At 42.5% G+C, this 16,812-nt stretch carries 12 protein-coding genes; 3 read left to right on the forward strand and 9 right to left on the reverse strand.

Annotation, left to right across the window (positions count from 1 at the left end; translation table 11 throughout):
• Nucleotides 1-220: 220 nt before the first annotated feature.
• A complete protein-coding gene (locus tag Q0465_RS03430) occupies nt 221-5,680 on the reverse strand; it encodes an alpha-2-macroglobulin (protein ID WP_298612820.1) in 5,460 nt (1,819 codons plus the stop codon).
• A gap of 183 nt (nt 5,681-5,863) precedes the next feature.
• On the opposite strand from Q0465_RS03430, the gene Q0465_RS03435 reads away from it, so the two are divergent.
• Entirely contained in the window at nt 5,864-7,177 is a 1,314-nt protein-coding gene (locus Q0465_RS03435) for a UDP-glucose/GDP-mannose dehydrogenase family protein (RefSeq protein WP_298612823.1), read from the forward strand.
• A 17-nt stretch (nt 7,178-7,194) separates the two neighbouring features.
• Complete coding sequence (locus Q0465_RS03440) at nt 7,195-8,088, forward strand: diacylglycerol kinase family protein (protein ID WP_298612826.1); 894 nt, start codon at nt 7,195-7,197, stop codon at nt 8,086-8,088.
• A 67-nt stretch (nt 8,089-8,155) separates the two neighbouring features.
• Here Q0465_RS03440 and Q0465_RS03445 read toward each other — a convergent pair whose 3' ends face one another.
• Nucleotides 8,156-9,592 (reverse strand): HD domain-containing protein, encoded by a 1,437-nt coding sequence (locus tag Q0465_RS03445; protein ID WP_298612829.1) that lies wholly within the window; start codon nt 9,590-9,592, stop codon nt 8,156-8,158.
• 203 nt (nt 9,593-9,795) lie between these two features.
• Between Q0465_RS03445 and Q0465_RS03450 the strand changes: the two genes are divergently transcribed.
• The gene (locus tag Q0465_RS03450; RefSeq protein WP_298612831.1) at nt 9,796-10,437 is read left to right on the forward strand and encodes an HAD family phosphatase; all 642 of its coding nucleotides are present in this window, start codon (nt 9,796-9,798) and stop codon (nt 10,435-10,437) included.
• Nucleotides 10,438-10,576: 139 nt separating this feature from the next.
• On the opposite strand, the gene rsxA is transcribed toward Q0465_RS03450, so the two are convergent.
• From rsxA to Q0465_RS03485, 7 genes are all read right to left on the reverse strand, one after another.
• Nucleotides 10,577-11,149 carry an electron transport complex subunit RsxA gene (rsxA, locus tag Q0465_RS03455; protein ID WP_298612834.1) on the reverse strand — a complete coding sequence of 191 codons (573 nt, stop codon included), beginning with the start codon at nt 11,147-11,149 and terminating at the stop codon, nt 10,577-10,579.
• A gap of 18 nt (nt 11,150-11,167) precedes the next feature.
• The gene (gene rsxE, locus Q0465_RS03460) at nt 11,168-11,755 is read right to left on the reverse strand and encodes an electron transport complex subunit RsxE (protein ID WP_298612837.1); all 588 of its coding nucleotides are present in this window, start codon (nt 11,753-11,755) and stop codon (nt 11,168-11,170) included.
• 29 nt (nt 11,756-11,784) lie between these two features.
• Entirely contained in the window at nt 11,785-12,465 is a 681-nt protein-coding gene (locus tag Q0465_RS03465; protein WP_298612839.1) for an RnfABCDGE type electron transport complex subunit G, read from the reverse strand.
• A gap of 58 nt (nt 12,466-12,523) precedes the next feature.
• On the reverse strand, nt 12,524-13,672 hold the full coding sequence (locus Q0465_RS03470; RefSeq protein WP_298612842.1) for an RnfABCDGE type electron transport complex subunit D: 1,149 nt from the start codon (nt 13,670-13,672) through the stop codon (nt 12,524-12,526).
• A 65-nt stretch (nt 13,673-13,737) separates the two neighbouring features.
• Entirely contained in the window at nt 13,738-15,069 is a 1,332-nt protein-coding gene (rsxC, locus tag Q0465_RS03475) for an electron transport complex subunit RsxC (protein WP_298612844.1), read from the reverse strand.
• Between the two features lie 48 nt (nt 15,070-15,117).
• On the reverse strand, nt 15,118-16,059 hold the full coding sequence (locus tag Q0465_RS03480; RefSeq protein ID WP_298612846.1) for a Fe-S cluster domain-containing protein: 942 nt from the start codon (nt 16,057-16,059) through the stop codon (nt 15,118-15,120).
• 58 nt (nt 16,060-16,117) lie between these two features.
• Nucleotides 16,118-16,549: a SoxR reducing system RseC family protein gene (locus tag Q0465_RS03485; protein WP_298612848.1), complete on the reverse strand. Its 432-nt coding sequence runs from the start codon at nt 16,547-16,549 to the stop codon at nt 16,118-16,120.
• Nucleotides 16,550-16,812 lie beyond the last annotated feature (263 nt).

The following is a 16,812-nucleotide window of genomic DNA, read 5'->3' on the forward strand; positions in this document are numbered from 1 at the left end:
AGTTGCGTCGCAAATATACTGAAAAATGTTCAAAAAGAAGAGCAATATGCCCTTACTGACCGGATAAGGGCTGCCAAGAAAGGGGAATGCAGTATAAAACCGGATAAACAAGCGGAAGTTAAATTTTTAGAACAATTAAACGAATGACCAATCGTTTCGTCCGTTATATACGTCGGAACGATTGATCATTTTAAAAAACAGGAAGAGAAATTTAAAAACTTTATTCTTGCCGGATCATTGTCCTCCCTCCGGGTAAAACGGCTTGTATACGATCGTCGTACATCGCGCTGCATTGGATGGCCGGACGTAAATAATCTCCTGCAAAAGCTGCGTTGAACCGGAATTCAAACGTTTTGGTCTGGTTTTGATTCAGGTTGAAATAAATATTATATCCGTCGTCCCGGATATTGACATAATCTGCTTCTCTAAAGGCTTTAGTATTTCCGGTGAGCCGGTCATTGATAATTTCAAAACCGGAAGGTAATAAATAGGTGAGTGCCAAATTATAATAGGTTCCTGTAATACCTGTGTTGCGTATTGTAATTTTGGCTGTCACGTCAGTACCCTGCATCAGATTATCGATGTTTACCGGTTGTCCTTTATCATTATAGTAGTGTACATTCATAGAAAGCCCTGACATAATTTGGTCTGTCACTACCTGAAAAGGAGCGGAAGAAGAAATGAGACGGACGTAAAGTGTATTCGTTCCCGTATTTTGTACTTGAACTGTACTTTCTTCATTTTGAATGGGTAATTGCTCCTGCCGGAATGTTTTATTGGTTTGAAGATTTATTGTTTTGTCTTGAATTTGGATTTCAGCTTTTAAACCGTCTGTATTCCCTACAAATTTTTCAACATATTCAGTAGCTGCCAGTAGGGCGAAAGCAGTGGTTTGGGTGCTTAACCAACTGTTGGAAGAGAGGGCAGCTGAGATTTGTTCCAGCATCTGATAGGCTTCCGTCTGCATGTCTAGATAAATCATTGACTGTAAGATGATCGCTTTGTCCCGGATATCGGAACCGAAAGATCCACCGGTTTGGCGGTAGGGCGAAACTTCCCGGGAGGCGTTTTGGATGAGTTTGCGGGCAATATCGGGATGGTTACAGAGCGCATAGGCAGAAGCCAGCAGCCATTGGGCCGTTGCATTCTGAAGTTTCCGTTCTTTCATCCGGTTCATGGCCGGCAGATTCGGTTTGCCTGCCAAGGCCAATACATAAAGACGGTATCCTTGTCCGATTTCATCGTAATAATTATTAATCCGGTAACTATTGGCATAAGATTGGAGATAATTCAGATCCTTTTGTAAAAGTTGAGCCGGAACAGTATATCCTTTACGTGAAGCAGAGATCAGAAAATGAGCGGCGTACGTGCTTATCCATTCGGAGACGTAGGGAGATCCGGGCCAGTAGGCAAAGCCCCCGTCTGAAGTTTGGTAGAGGGATAAACGGTTGATGACGGTTTTTACGTTTGTCTCAATGTCCGTTTTTTGTTTGGGAGTTAAGTCCATTAATGTACCCAGAGAGATTTGCGGGAATGCTGCAGATACAATTTGTTCGGCACATCCGTGAGGATAAGTAATCAGATCCTGTAGCCTTTCTCCTAAGTTAAGCGGAGGAATGGTAGAAATCTCGAGGATAGATAATGGCTCAGCACCTTCTACTTTTGCTGAGAGGTGAACCTTTTTCCCCGGTTTCAGCGTCTCGCTGCTGATGTGAGTAATACGGGGATTGGGAATGCGGATCTGCACATTTTCTTTTACGGAAGATGTTTCTTTACCGGATTGAGCTGTAAAAGTGAGGACGGAGTTTCCTGTTGTTTGTTTAACGCGGAGTTTAAACCAGGCTAATTTTTCGCCTGGTTCACGGAATGTCACCGTTTGCGTGTTTTTCCCGATGATTTCGAGTTTGTCATCAGTGCTTATTTGTATTTCTGCGTTTTGAATAGAATTGTTCATCGCAAATACAGTCACGGGGATCTCCATTATATCGCCCGGAGTAAATAAACGGGGCAGGGCTACCGATAACATCAGCGGTTTATTCACTTGGGCAGTGGCGGAAGCTGAACCGTATTTCCCGTCCGAGGTAGCAGCAACAACCATAGTCCTTACTTCACCGATATATTCCGGCATCCGCAGTTTATGGGTACGGGTTTCCCCCTTTTTCAGGGAGAAGGGACCTTCAAACAGAACTACGGGTTTAAAACGGTTCGTTTTCTCATCCTGTTCCGGCTTTAAGACTTCGTCACCTCCTACTGCAAAAGCTTTTTCCAGCCGGGCTCCATATGCGCCGAAAATGTAATCGTAAAAATCCCAGGTTTTAACGCCTAAAGCTTCACGGGCATAAAAAGCCGGGAAGGGTTGAGGGGTACGGAAAGAAGTCAGAGACAATAAACCTTCGTCTACAACAGCCAGGGTATAATCCATAGCCCGGTGTTCTTTTTCCGTAACAGTCACCGTAAATTCTTCTCCTGGCCGGAGATCCGGTTTCATTTTTATTTCCGGATGTAAATGCAGAGCGGCATCTTCAATATTGATATTTACCACTCCGTACAAACGTACAGGGCGGTCGTTATCGCGGTCCTGCTGGGGCTGAATCAGCGTTACAAAAACATAAATATTGGGACACATTGCCGGAGTGGCCTCAAATTCAAAACGGGTAGTATTTCGGGTCGTTTCAATACGGCGGATATCCCGGAAAGTCGTCCCGTTTTCCAGACTGACAATAGCCACACTTCCCTGCGAAGACGGAATAGTCAGTTGTACTTTTTCACCTGCTTTATAATTCTTTTTGTCAGTAGTAATATTGAGTGTTGTTGCAGCTTCATTATCGGAATTTTCTGCCCAGGAACCGAAATAAGCGATGATTCCGCTGGTATGTCCTGATTCTTTATCCGTCGCCTGAATATAATAGCGGCCATAGTGTTGAATGTTCAGATTAAATTCAAATTTGCCTTCTTTACTTTGAATTGTTTTGTCTACTAACCGGTTATTATAAGAGCGTTGAATATAAGAATAATTATTATTTTCAGCATCCCACCACCAGCGCCAATCGATCTGATATACCTGGATTTCCACACGGGTATTTACAGCGGCTTTCTGTCCCAGAGGAGAGACCAGAATACCGCTTAATTTTACATTTTCAGCAGTCGGATACCAGCCATCTTCTGAATCCGGTAGACGGATGCCGGCATAGCGGGTATAAGGGGAATAGTGAGTTGTATAGGATGAGATACTGAAATCTCCGCTTTCTTCAAATACCCGGGTGGTAAACGTAGCATTTAATACCCCGGGGGCATTTTCTGTTTTTATTTTGTCCAGATTAAATGAAAAGTCGCCTTCCGAATTTGTATTTCCATCGAAAAGGGTTGCACTATACGGTTGAAAATCATCTGTTAAGCTGTTAAAGGTATAAGAAGGATAATTTTTAAAGGTATATTGGCCTTTGTTTAATTTTACTTCGGTTATCGCTTTCCGGTCAGGAGTGGAAGCTCCGTTCAGCCATCTGGTTTTAACTTTTACGATATCGTTTTTTATGCCTTTCCCCACAATCTCATCGTTGGGGAAAATCATATTAATACTGAGCCGGTTGGGCTTGATGGTTTCGATCCGCAGTGTTTTGGTAAAATGGTTTCCGCCGACTTGTACAACACATTTCCAGTAGCCCGTAGGGGCATCTTCTTCTGTAGAAAAACGGAAAGTATAGATCGGAATATTTCCTGTAAAACTTTTGCGGGTTGCTGTTGTATTTCCTTTGGGGTCGATCAGCCGGGCAATAACCGGATGACCGTCGGGCAATACGTGTTGTTTATCTTCGAGAATAAAAGAAAGATAGAGATCATCACCGGGACGCCACACCCCTCTTTCTCCGTAAATAAATCCTTTCAATCCGGACTGTACATCTTGCCCGCTTACATCAAAATTGCTCAGTGATAGAGAATTGGCATCTGAAATCTTTAACCAGGCTTTATCCTGTCCTTTGCGGGCTTGGATAATAAAAGCTTTCATATCTGTTTTCAAATAAGCGAAGCCGTTTTTATCCGTTTGTACAGAATCGATTTTCTGGTTTTGATAATCATAGAGGGAAATCATACAATTGGCAACGGGTACTGCTGTAGCAATATTGTTGACCGCTACGAAATATTGATTGTTTACCCCCCTTTTTGCTATAATGCCCAAAGAAGTATTGATTACATTTTTACTGATAAACCGGTCTCCGGTATAATAGGAATTTGTACAGGGATTGTCCCGTTCGGACCAATGGTAATCGTTATTGTAATAGTAAGTGCTGTAATAATAATCATTTCCGTCCCAATCCTGATTGTAGTACTGGGTATCGTCCTGTCCTTCCGAGGCACAACCGAGTGTGGTATAGGATTTCCGGAACCGGATTTCTATCCGGTAAATGACTCCTTTTTCCAGTTTAACCAAATCGGATAAATTAAGTGTAAAATCATTCCAGTGGTTTAAATTAATCGGGGCGCCTTCCGGATTTAATTCTATTTTTTCCCGGAATACAGGACGGGCTGTGCGGATAAGGTCTCCCGTTCCTTCGTATGAATTTTGTTGCAGGAAAAAGTTCATATTCTGGTCGAAAACCTTGATAATTTGCACATCCACTGCTTTTAGGGCTACGGCAGAAAAAGGTACCAGCACTTTTCCTTCCGAAGGGATAATGATGCCTTCTCCGATGAATCTGACCGCCGGATCAGAGGAAGGAAGATAGACGATTTGTGTATAAGGTTCTTCTAAGATTTTTCCTTCGGTACTTCGGATTCCTTTGTGGACGGTTACCTCTACGCTTTCTGCATCTTCTTTGATTGTATAAAAAAGAAAAACAGAATTGGCGTCGGTTTTATAACGAATGTCCGGTATCCCTTTTATTGTAATAAGGCCTTCCAGATGTTGTGAGGGATCTACGTTTTCCGACAGATCAATCCGCATGGATTGCCTGTTATTATCGTTCAGTTGTATATTCAGTACAGAAAATTGCTGCTTTCCGGGAATATTTTCCTGAAATTCTTCCTGGTGGATGACTTTGTTGCCAAAATGTAAAGTCAGTATCTGGGGATGTTCGGTTTTCGGTATATCGTAAATAGTGAAATGGTGGGAATTTTCCGAATGAGACCATTTTATCGGAAGAGATTGATTACCGGTCCGGGCTGTTACTTGTTTTTCGATTTCCTGGGGCTCCATATAATCGGAAGTATAGAGGGAAGCCTTATAATTCAACGTATCATTTGAAGACGTGGTCGTAAAATTTCCTGGGGTAAAAGAAATTTGTAAATCCACGACTTTTACAGAAAAATCGAAATAATTGTAATCATTGGGGACATCGAGAAGAGCACCCAGATGCAATTTAAACCGGTATACCTGTCCATTGGTAAAACGTTGATGGGGAATAAATTCCAGAATGCGTTCGTCTTTCAGGAAAAGTTGCCCGTCTATGGATGGGGATATTTTCAGAATATTAGCCGGCAGGGGTTCTCCCGCCGGGAATGATTTATCCGGTGTTTTATCCAGGTAAATATAGATATGGGCATCGGAAGTGATGGTTCCGGAAGTATACCCGTAGATATATTTACTGATTTCTGTTTGGGTAGTGCCGGATTTTGTACGGGAACAGCCGCTGAAACAAAATGCCAGGATAAGGCAATAATAAAGGGTATATTTATGTAAAGCCATATTAGTTAAGGTTAGTAGTTATTTCAGACAAATTTACGTAAATAATGAGTAAAGTATATTTTTTCCCGTTTTAATTTTTATATTTTTGTCGTTTTAGTAAAACAAAAGAAATTTCACTTATTTTTTGTTTTACCGCAGGGAGGGAGAAAAATAGGGGATAAATTAAGCATAAAATGTAGATTTATGAGAATTACTGTTGTTGGTACGGGATATGTCGGGTTAGTTTCCGGAACTTGTCTGGCTGAAACGGGGGTTACCGTTACTTGTGTAGATGTGGACGCATCTAAAATAGCTTTACTGAACGGAGGGGGGATTCCGATATACGAACCGGGACTGACGGAATTGGTGGCTAAGAACCGGGCAGATGAGCGTTTATTTTTCACTACTTCTTTAAAAGAAGCCATTGTAGATGCAGATGCTGTATTTATAGCTGTAGGTACCCCTCCGGATGAAGATGGGAGTGCTGATTTGAGTTATGTTTTGGCTGTAGCCCGGGAGGTAGGACAGGTATTGGACCATTATGCTGTGGTTGTTACCAAATCGACGGTACCGGTAGGTACAAATCAGAGGGTGAAAGAGGCAGTTGCTTCGGAACTTCGGAAGCGGAATTCCACTGTAGCGTTTGACGTAGCCTCTAATCCGGAATTTTTAAAGGAAGGAGATGCTGTTAAAGATTTTATGTCTCCCGACCGTATTGTGATCGGAGTAGAGTCGGAACGGGCCAGAAGAACGATGGAACGGTTGTATCATGCCTTTTTGCTGAATAATACCCCGATTTATTTTATGGATATTCCTTCGGCAGAAATGACCAAATATGCAGCCAATTCAATGTTGGCTACCCGGATCTCTTTTATGAACGACATTGCCAATTTGTGTGAAATCGTTGGAGCAGATGTGGAGGCTGTCAAAAGGGGAATCGGGAGTGATACCCGAATCGGTAAGAAATTTCTCAATGCCGGATGCGGATACGGGGGGTCCTGTTTTCCCAAGGATGTGAAAGCATTGATCCGAACCGGAGATGAATACGGTTATAGTATGGAAGTATTGAAAGCGGTAGAGCGGGTAAACGAAAGACAGAAAGAAGTTATCTTTTCCAAGATACAGAAACATTTCCATCACGAACTGAAAGGGAAGCGTTTCGGTTTGTGGGGATTGGCTTTTAAGCCTGCTACGGATGATATGCGGGAGGCCCCTTCTCTGGTATTGATTGAACATTTATTGAATGCGGGGGCTGTTGTCAGGGCATTTGATCCGGTTGCCATGGAGGAATGTAAACGGCGGATAGGAGACAAGATCGAATATGCTAAGAATATGTACGATGCATTGACGGATGCCGATGCTATGGTCGTTGTGACCGAGTGGCAGGAATTTAAAGTACCTAAATTTACCTATATCGAAAAAGCTTTGAAAGAAAAAGTTATTTTCGATGGGCGGAATATATATAATCCCGAGCAGATGAAAGAGTTTGGTTATATCTATTACGGAATTGGAAAATAGTTTTCTTGAATTCATATATGCGCCTATTATTTATCGTAAATCCTGTTTCGGGTTCCGGATCGGGTAAAAAATTACCGGGAATCATTCGTTCTATGCCTGAATATCAAGGTCTGGATTATGAAATCCGGTTCTCTGAATATGCCGGACATGCCCGTATTTTAGTTGCAGAGGCGCTGAAGAAAAAGGCGTATACGCATGTGGTGGCAGTAGGAGGGGACGGCACTGTAAACGAAGTAGGGACGGCTTTATATGGGAGTGAGATTGCCTTTGGCATTGTTTCTATCGGAAGCGGAAATGGGTTTGCCCGTCATTTGGGGTATTCCACTCACATGAAAAAAGCTTTAAGGCAGGTATTATCCGGAGCGTATTCTTATGTCGATATGCTGGAGATGAATGGAGTCTGTTCCCTGAATGTAAGCGGAGTCGGATTTGATGCTGAGGTGGCCCATGAGTTCAATCGTTTAAAAAGCCGCGGAGTCTTTTCCTATATTTATGCCGGTTTTAAAATGTGGTTTCGTTATACCGAAAAAGAATACAAAATTACGGTAAACGGAAATGTTTTGAGGGAGAAATGTTTTATTTTGAGTTTTGCCAACAGCTCCCAGTTTGGAAATAATGCGAGTATTGCGCCACATGCTTCCCTGCGGGATGGGCTGATAGACGTATGTCTTTTAAAACGTCCGAAATATAGAAACCTGATTCCTTTTCTGTTCGCTTTGTTGTGTGCCCGGATTGATAAAATGAGTTTTTATAAGGAAATTCAATGTCAGGAAGCAGTGATAGAAGGGGATATTCATAAAGTACATATTGACGGAGATGCTGCTTTTATGGCTTCCCCTATTTATCTGAAAGTTCATAAGGCAGTTCTGAAGACCATTGTGCCTAAATACGCTAAAAGAACCCGTTCATAGTAAATATGCAAATGTGCAGGAGATAAAAGGGGAAAGAGAGGAAAGAGACAAAAAGAAGAAAAAAGGTTTATCCGGATGTATCATTTGTATCTTTTTCTTTCATCAGTTCTGCAGCTGCCTGAAACATATACTTCCGGGCTTCTTCGTAATTGTTGGAAATAATTCCGTCGAGAATGGCTTCTTTAATGGCATTTTTGATATCTCCGATCAGCCGGCAGGGAGGAAGATTGAATGTAGCAATAATTTCTTCTCCGCTGATAGGGGGTTGAAAATTGCGGATAGAATCTTTTTCTTCCACTTCTTTCAATTTCCGGCGGACAGTTTTAAAATTTTTCAGGAAGCGCTTTACTTTTTCCTCATTTTTAGACGTAATGTCGGCTTCAGCCAAAGTCATTAAATCTTCAATATCGTCTCCGGTATCGAACAGCAAACGACGTACGGCAGAGTCTGTAACAATTTCTTCAGAAAGGACAATCGGCCGCATGTGGAGATTTACCAATTTCTGAACGTATTTCATTTTTTCATTTTGAGGGAGTTTAAGCCGGTTGAAGATTTTAGCGACCATTCTTTCTCCCACGTGGTTGTGCCCGTAAAATGTCCATCCTTGTCCTTTAATGAATTTTTTGGTGACAGGTTTTGCAATATCGTGTAAAAGAGCTGCCCAGCGGAGCCATAAATCGTCCGAGTATAAAGCTACGGTATCCAAAACCGCCAGGGTATGATAAAAATTATCTTTATGTCCTATTCCGTCGATAATTTCTACCCCTTTTAAAGCTGTTAATTCCGGGAAAAATATTGCCAGTAAACCGGCTTCATCCAGAAGAAGTATACCTTTGGAGGGTTCTGGAGAGAGCATAATTTTATTGAATTCATCCATGATTCTTTCCATTGAAATAATGGATAAACGGTCTTTGTTGGCACGGATGGCTTTGTAAGTATTTTCTTCTATCTTAAAATTCAGTTGAGTGGCAAAACGGATGGCCCGCATCATACGCAGAGGGTCGTCAGAAAAAGTAATGCCAGGTTCTAAAGGGGTTTTGATCAGTCGTTCCTGTAAGTGTTGCAAACCGTTGAAGGGATCGACCAGACGACCGTAATCCGGTTTATTGAGAGAAATGGCGAGGGCATTGATGGTAAAATCCCGTCTTTTTTGGTCGTCTTCAATCGTACCTGCTTCAACAAGGGGTTTGCGGGAATCCGACCGGTAAGATTCTTTACGGGCTCCTACAAATTCGATTTCTATACCTTTGTAGCGGAACATGGCTGTTCCGAAATTTTTGAAAACCGATACATGCTGATGCCCCAGTTTCCGGGCTGCACTTTCTGCGAGAGCGATACCGTCCCCCTGTACGACAATATCGATATCCTGGGAAGGACGGTGCAGTAAAAGGTCCCGTACATATCCTCCGATAACGTAAGTTTCGAGATTCTTTTTTTCTGCTATTTCTGCCAATATGTGAAAGATGGGGTGTGTCAGAAATTCCTGCATCGTCGTCATTTTCATTTTGGGATTAAGTTTACAAAATTAGGATATATTTTTTATATACTAACGGTTCTTCTGAATTTTACGTTATAAACCGGAAAGATTTCTCGTAGGAAAAACGCGGATAATAATTATTGGGATGAGAAAAAAGCACGGATGCCAAGCAGAAACGATAGTTTTTTGTAATTTCGAAGGTCGAAAAATAAAGGTATAAATATAAGATTATGGGAAAAACAGTAGCCGGATTATTTGATTTAGATGGGGTGATTTTTGATACAGAACCTGAATATACCCGGTTTTGGAGTGAGCAAGGAAAGTTGGCGCATCCGGAAATCCCGGATTTCAGCAGTCGCATAAAAGGACGAACTTTGAAAGAGATTTTGACCGAATATTTTCCGGAAGAGCAACAGGCCCGGGAAATTGTCCGGCGGATAGACGATTTTGAACAACAGATGGATTTCCCTCCGGTGAGAGGAAGTTTGGAATTTGTAGGATTATTAAAGCAAAATGGGGTGAAGGTCGCCATTGTCACGAGTTCCAATGACAATAAGATGAGAAATGTATACCGGGCATATCCCGGATTGAAGTCTCTTTTTGATGTCATCATTACGGCCGACCAGATTACCCGTTCCAAGCCTGACCCGGAATGTTATTTGCTGGCTGCTCAACAGTTGGACGTAAAACCGGAGGAGTGTGTGGTTTTTGAAGATTCCTTTTCCGGTTTGGAAGCCGGACGCCGGGCCCGGATGAAGATTGTCGGATTAGCGACTACGAATCCTGCTGATCTGATTTGTGATAAGGCCGACCGGGTGATACCTGATTTTTGTGATTTCAATTTTTCCGATTTTAGTCATTTGCAGGAATAAAAGAAATCTTGGCTTTGAAGTATAAAGGAGATCGGGGAGATATTCTTTTGAAGAATCTATGCCGAAGGGAGAAAGGGGAAGGTAAAACAAATAAAGGCTGCCGAAAAGTTTCAGCAGCCTTTGAGTATTATTTCTTTTCTTATACAATTCCGGAAAATCCCATAAATGCCATAGCAAGCAGACCGGCTGTAATCAATGCGATTGGAGAACCTTTCAGGCCGTTGGGGACGTCTGCCAGTTCCAGCTGTTCCCGGATACCGGCAAAGATGGTTAAAGCCAGACCAAAGCCTAATGCGGTAGAACCGGCGAAAACTACTGATTCCAGTAAATTGAAATCTTTTTGAATAACCATAATGGCTACACCTAATACGGCACAGTTGGTCGTAATCAGGGGAAGAAAAACCCCCAGCGCCTGGTAAAGAGAAGGACTGACCTTTTTTAATATGATTTCTACCATTTGTACCAATGCAGCAATGATCAGAATAAAGGTGATCGTTTGCATAAATCCGATATGGAAAGGATCTAATACCGTTTTCTGAACAATAAATGTCACGATAGTAGCCAGTATCATAACGAAAGTAACCGCACCGGTCATTCCTAAAGCGGTGGAGACTTTCTTAGAAACACCGAGGAAAGGACAGATTCCTAAAAATTGTGCCAATACAATATTATTGACAAAAACGGCTGTGATAAAAATTAATATATATTCCATAGAACTTACAATTTAGGATTAATGTTTGGCCCGGATACGATTTACAATAGCAATCAGATAACCTAAGGCAATAAAGGCTCCCGGAGCCAATACGAAGATCAACATACCGAAATTGTCCGGATATATCGGAAAATCGAACATTTTTCCGCCTCCTAAGAATTCCCGTATGGCTCCCAGAAGGGTTAAACTGATCGTAAATCCCAGTCCCATTCCGAGTCCGTCTAACATTGAAGGAAGCACTTTGTTTTTGGAAGCAAATGCTTCGGCTCTCCCCAGAACGATACAATTCACCACGATCAATGGAATAAACAACCCCAGAGAGGCGTGTAAGGCAGGCAGATAAGCAGCCATACTTAAATCGACAATGGTTACAAAGGCTGCTATGATGACAATAAAGGAAGGTATCCGGATCTTATCGGGTATAATGTTGGCCACTAAAGCGATAACCAGGTTTGACATGGTTAATACAAAGGCGGTAGCTAATCCCATTCCCATACCATTGGTGGCAGAAGTGGTTACTCCTAAAGTAGGACACATTCCCAGCAGCAAGGCGAAAGTCGGATTCTCCCGGAACAAACCGTTGGTAAAAACTTTTAAATTATTCATAAGCGTTTGCGAATTTACGGTTTACAACATCAGTTATTATTGTTTTGCGGGGTCGTATCGGAAGCTTTTTCCTGACTGTCTTTCAGGCCGTTTGCAGCCCGGTTGATGGCATCCAGAAAGGCCCGGGAAGAGATTGTGGCCGCTGTTATAGCGTCTACCTCTCCGCCATCTTTGGAAACGACTAGGGTGTGGGTACCCGGATTTTTACCGATAACCGAACTTTGTTTTTCTACGCTTTTGACTTCAAAGCCAAAGATTCGTTCGATCAAGCTCTTCTCTTTCTGGGTCGGCTTAAACCAGGAATCCATTTTAGAGCCCAGTCCCGGAGTTTCTTTGTGTTCCAAAACGGAGTAATTGGCAATTGTTCCGTCAGGGTTGAAACCTACCATCAACCATACTGTACCTCCGAATCCATTGTTTGTATACGTTTTTACAGCTGTACCAATGATTTGACCGTCTTTCTTGGCCGGATAAAATTCAAGCAATCCTCCGTCGGGTGTTTTTTCCGTCCAGGCATCAGCCATGGGATCGTTATCGAATTTACCGGGAATCACCTCCCGTATCGCTTTTACCTGTTTGGCTTGTTGGGCTTCTTTGATCGGTTCTGCTGTCAGGGAATTCACATAAGCCACGGCTGCTGAAGAAATCAGGGTTATGATGAATAACACCAGCACCATATTTTTAAAACTTGATTCTAATTTTTTTCCCATCTTAATTCTGTTTTAGATTTCAGATTTACGATTTTTTTTGAGAAACGTAAATCGTCCCTTAAGCAAATCTTTTCGGTTTACAATATCTGTTAATTAAAGGTGTGAAGCCATTCATGATCAGGATGGCGAAAGACATTCCCTCCGGATAGGCTCCGAAATTACGGATGATCACCGTAAGCAGTCCTATTCCCACGCTGTAGATGATCATCCCTTTGACTGACATGGGGGAAGTGACGTAATCTGTCGCCATGAAGATGGCTCCTAGCATAAGTCCACCTGATAGTAACTGGTAAACCGGACTGATAAATTGTTCGGGATTGCAAAGGTGTAATATGCCGGCGAACACAAAAACAGTGACAAAAATGGTAATCGGAATATGCCAGGTAATAATTCGTCTGCCCAGCATAAACAACAGGCCTAAGAGAAGGGCAAGAGCTGACACTTCTCCAAAGGAACCCGGATTTTGTCCGACAAATAGTTCCAAAGCACTGGGTAAATCTGCTTTTGCTTTCTGCTGACTGATTTGTGCCGTTTGAATTTCCTGTTCTAGTTTGGCTTTCAGTTCTGCTATCTCGGCTGTCGTTTTAGTGCCATCGGCTACTTCTTTATCAGCTTTGGCAAGTGCAGCTTTTGCTTTGGAAATTTCTGTATTATTTTTTACAACGATTTTTAAAAGGGCAAGAGGGGTAGCCCCTGAAATGGCGTCCGCAGAATTTTCAACGGTGACGTTTACATAAGTCTGCGGTAAAGTCTGTTCTACGACTTGTGTATGGACAACCGGCCAGGTTGTCATCTGTACGGGAAAAGAAATCAGCAGAAATACCCGTCCTACAAGTGCAGGATTGAAGATATTACAGCCTAATCCCCCGAAGCTCATTTTCCCGATCCCGATAGCTGCTAAAGCTCCGATAATCATAATCCATACCGGCAGACTGGAAGGCACATTGAATGCCAATAAAACTCCTGTGATCAAAGCTGAACCGTCCCAAATGCTGGGTTGTTTCTTCAACAAATATTTTTGGATCAGAAATTCAAAAATCAAGCAGGCGATAACCGCAGTTAACGTCAGGACCAGAGCACTCAATCCAAAAAATAATATGGAGCAGATGAAGGCCGGAATCAGTGCAATCAGGACCCCGTACATATTTTTCCCGATCGAATCACCGCTATGAATATGAGGGGATGGAGAGATAACCAAATTATTCATATTTAAGTTTTTAGATTTTAAACTGTAAATGGGATTTACAACCTAAAATGTATAATTTATAATTCTTATTTTTTTCTGTTCCGGATCATCATTCCGGTTCTGGCTTTGCCCAAACGAATATAATCCAATAAAGGACGGTCGGCGGGACAGGTAAAACTACAGGAACCGCATTCAATACAATCCATAACCTTTTCTTCCTCCATACGTTCCAGCAGATTATTCTGGGATAATTTCATCAACAGATAAGGTTCCAGACCCATAGGACAAACTGACACGCATTTTGAGCAGCGGATGCAGTTCTTGCATGCTTTCCGTTCCCCTTCCTGTTCATTTATGAGCAGGATACCGCTGCTTCCTTTCATTACCGGTGAATCGATATTGAACATAGCCCGCCCCATCATGGGACCGCCACCGATAACTTTGGCTGTATCTTCAGGAATTCCACCCGCAGCTTTGATGACTTCCGATACGGGAGTTCCGATTCTGCAAAGGAAATTTCCCGGATTCTTAACTGATTTTCCCGTAACCGTTACTACACGTTCCACTAACGGTTTCCGTTTTAATACAGCTTCATATACAGCCAATGCGGTACCGACATTTTGTACGACGGCTCCTACTGCAATCGGGAGGGCACCGGAAGGAACTGCCCGCTTCGTAATAGCTTGTATAAGTTGTTTTTCACCCCCTTGAGGATATTTTACTTTTAAAGGACATATTTCAATACCATTCATCCCGGCTGCCAAACCTTGCAAATGTGTAATGGCATCCCGTTTATTGTTTTCAATACCGACGACAGCCTTTTTTACTCCTATGGCTTTCATCAGCAATTGTATGCCTATTAAAATTTCTTCTCCTCTTTCCAGCATAATCCGGTGATCGGCGGTCAGATAAGGTTCGCATTCTACACCGTTTATGATCAGGATTTCTGCTTTACTACCCGGAGGAGGAGAAAGTTTGACGTGGGTGGGAAAAGTTGCACCCCCCATACCTACGATGCCGGCTACACTTATTGCTTTGATAATGTCTTCTTTAGAAAGATCTGTATTGCGCTCCACTCTATCGGAAAGGTCCACTTCCGGAACCCATTCATCTCCGTTTACCTGGATAACAATACAGGGTTTGGGCAATCCTGCTGCATCAGGACGGCTTTCGACAGCCGTGACAGTTCCGGAAACGGAACTATGTACATTGGCAGATACGAATCCTGTAGCCTGACCGATTAATTGTCCGGCTTTTACTGCGTCTCCCTTTTTGACTACCGGACTTGCAGGAGCACCGATATGTTGTCCGAGCGGAATGATTACCTGCTCCGGTACAGGTAATTTTTGTATTTTTCCACCAGACGTTAATTTGTTCTCAGGCGGATGGATTCCACCGATTTTAAATGTCTTTAACACAGTGTATTCTTTTTAAGTTTTAAAATCCTTGTTCTGAACTATCTTTTCTTAAACTGTCTCTTTTTTTTCTCCTGATTCCGGGTTTGCCGGGACGGAAGAAACAGGTTTGGGAGCCGGCGCCGGCTTGGCATCGCTTGTAGGGGTGGCTTTCGGTACTTCAGGTGCTGCTTTGCGCGGAGGAAAATTCACTTCGTGAATAGCCCCGGTAGGACATACGGTTACACATTTCCGGCACAAACGGCATTTATTGTAATCGATATAAGCCAGATTATTTTCTACTGTAATCGCTTCAAAAGGACATTCTTTTGCACATTTCATACAGCCGATACAGGCCACTTTACAAGCTTTACGGGCAACTCCGCCTTTGTCTTTATTGACACAGGATACAAATACTCTCCTGTCCTTCGGGCCTTTGTTACGGAGTTCAATGATATTGCGCGGACAGGCTTTGACGCAGGCTCCGCAAGCTACACATTTTTCATCTGAAACTTCCGGCAGACCGGTTTGCAGGTTCATGTGGATTGCATCAAAAGGGCAAGCTGCCACACAGTCTCCGCAACCGAGACAGCCAAATGCACAGGCGGTGTCTCCTATATATAAAGAATGTTCAATTGCACAGGAACGGGCTCCATCGTAATGATTAAGCCGGGGACGGTTTTCACAACTACCGTTACACCTTACCACTGCAATTTTAGGAGCTTGTTCCACTACTTCCCTGCCTAAGGCTGCTGCAATTTTTTTCATTGTTTCCCCTCCTCCGACAGGGCACATAATGTTGTCCAGCGAATCGGCTTTCACGGCAGCTTCGGCCAGCCCCCTGCATCCCGGGTAACCACATCCCCCGCAATTTGCTCCCGGAAGAAGGCCTTCCACGACGTCAATACGCGGATCTTCTTCTACCTTAAATTTTTGTGCTACAAAGTATAATATAATAGCCGATATTATACCTATAGCACATAAAGCAATAATGGTAATAACAATTGTATTCATTTCTTATGATTTAATATAATCGTGTTTTTATATGTCCATTTATATCGGGTTAAAGTCGCTAAGCTTGTTCCGCTATCTTTACGATTGTAAATTTTATTTTTTTGCCGATAGAACGGCGAAGCAAATAGAGGAACAGATAGTAAACCACTACACCAAATAAAGCGCCGATTGCCGCAAATGTCTCAGTAAATCCCAATGCCAATCCGATAGGAATACTCCCAACCAGGATTACAGAGGGAATGACATAAGCCACTATAACTGAAAATACGGCGTTTTGTATACTAGCATAAACGATCACTTTTTCGCCTACTTTTAGGTCGAAATCCGGTCGTTCCGCTGTAATCGTTTTCTGTGTATTTTCTGATACCCCGCACATGGATTTTGCATGACAACCCGCGCAGGCTGACTGACTGCTGATAACAACATCAACGGTACGGTTTGAAATGTTTTTTACAATTCCTTCGTGTCCTATTCCTGTTTTTTGAACCATAGGTATTAAAAAATACACGCGAAGATAATATAAAAAATGGAAGGGAAAAAGTAAAACGGGAAAAAAGGACCGTCAGAAAAAGAAGAGAAAATGGTTTTGAAAAAGACTTTGTCAGAACGATTTGAAGAGTCCGGTACACTGTGGTTTGATTAAGGGATTAATATTTCCCGGCGGAGGCGGATGACCTCCTTCGCTGATTTATGAGTTTCCGGTTCTGATAAGAATTGAAACGGAAACCTTTATTTCAGTAATCAGCAGGACAT

The sequence above is a fragment of the uncultured Odoribacter sp. genome (assembly GCF_937966165.1).
Classification (GTDB): Bacteria; Bacteroidota; Bacteroidia; order Bacteroidales; family Marinifilaceae; genus Culturomica.

Excerpts from the sequence above, each read along its gene's own strand:
- Q0465_RS03450 (WP_298612831.1), top strand. The coding sequence starts at position 9,796 with ATGGGAAAAACAGTAGCCGGATTATTTGATTTAGATGGGGTGATTTTT.
- Q0465_RS03445 (WP_298612829.1), bottom strand. The coding sequence starts at position 9,592 with ATGAAAATGACGACGATGCAGGAATTTCTGACACACCCCATCTTTCAC.
- Q0465_RS03470 (WP_298612842.1), bottom strand. The coding sequence starts at position 13,672 with ATGAATAATTTGGTTATCTCTCCATCCCCTCATATTCATAGCGGTGAT.
- rsxE (WP_298612837.1), bottom strand. The coding sequence starts at position 11,755 with ATGAATAATTTAAAAGTTTTTACCAACGGTTTGTTCCGGGAGAATCCG.
- Q0465_RS03485 (WP_298612848.1), bottom strand. The coding sequence starts at position 16,549 with ATGGTTCAAAAAACAGGAATAGGACACGAAGGAATTGTAAAAAACATT.
- Q0465_RS03480 (WP_298612846.1), bottom strand. The coding sequence starts at position 16,059 with ATGAATACAATTGTTATTACCATTATTGCTTTATGTGCTATAGGTATA.
- Q0465_RS03430 (WP_298612820.1), bottom strand. The coding sequence starts at position 5,680 with ATGGCTTTACATAAATATACCCTTTATTATTGCCTTATCCTGGCATTT.
- Q0465_RS03440 (WP_298612826.1), top strand. The coding sequence starts at position 7,195 with ATGCGCCTATTATTTATCGTAAATCCTGTTTCGGGTTCCGGATCGGGT.
- rsxA (WP_298612834.1), bottom strand. The coding sequence starts at position 11,149 with ATGGAATATATATTAATTTTTATCACAGCCGTTTTTGTCAATAATATT.
- Q0465_RS03435 (WP_298612823.1), top strand. The coding sequence starts at position 5,864 with ATGAGAATTACTGTTGTTGGTACGGGATATGTCGGGTTAGTTTCCGGA.
- Q0465_RS03465 (WP_298612839.1), bottom strand. The coding sequence starts at position 12,465 with ATGGGAAAAAAATTAGAATCAAGTTTTAAAAATATGGTGCTGGTGTTA.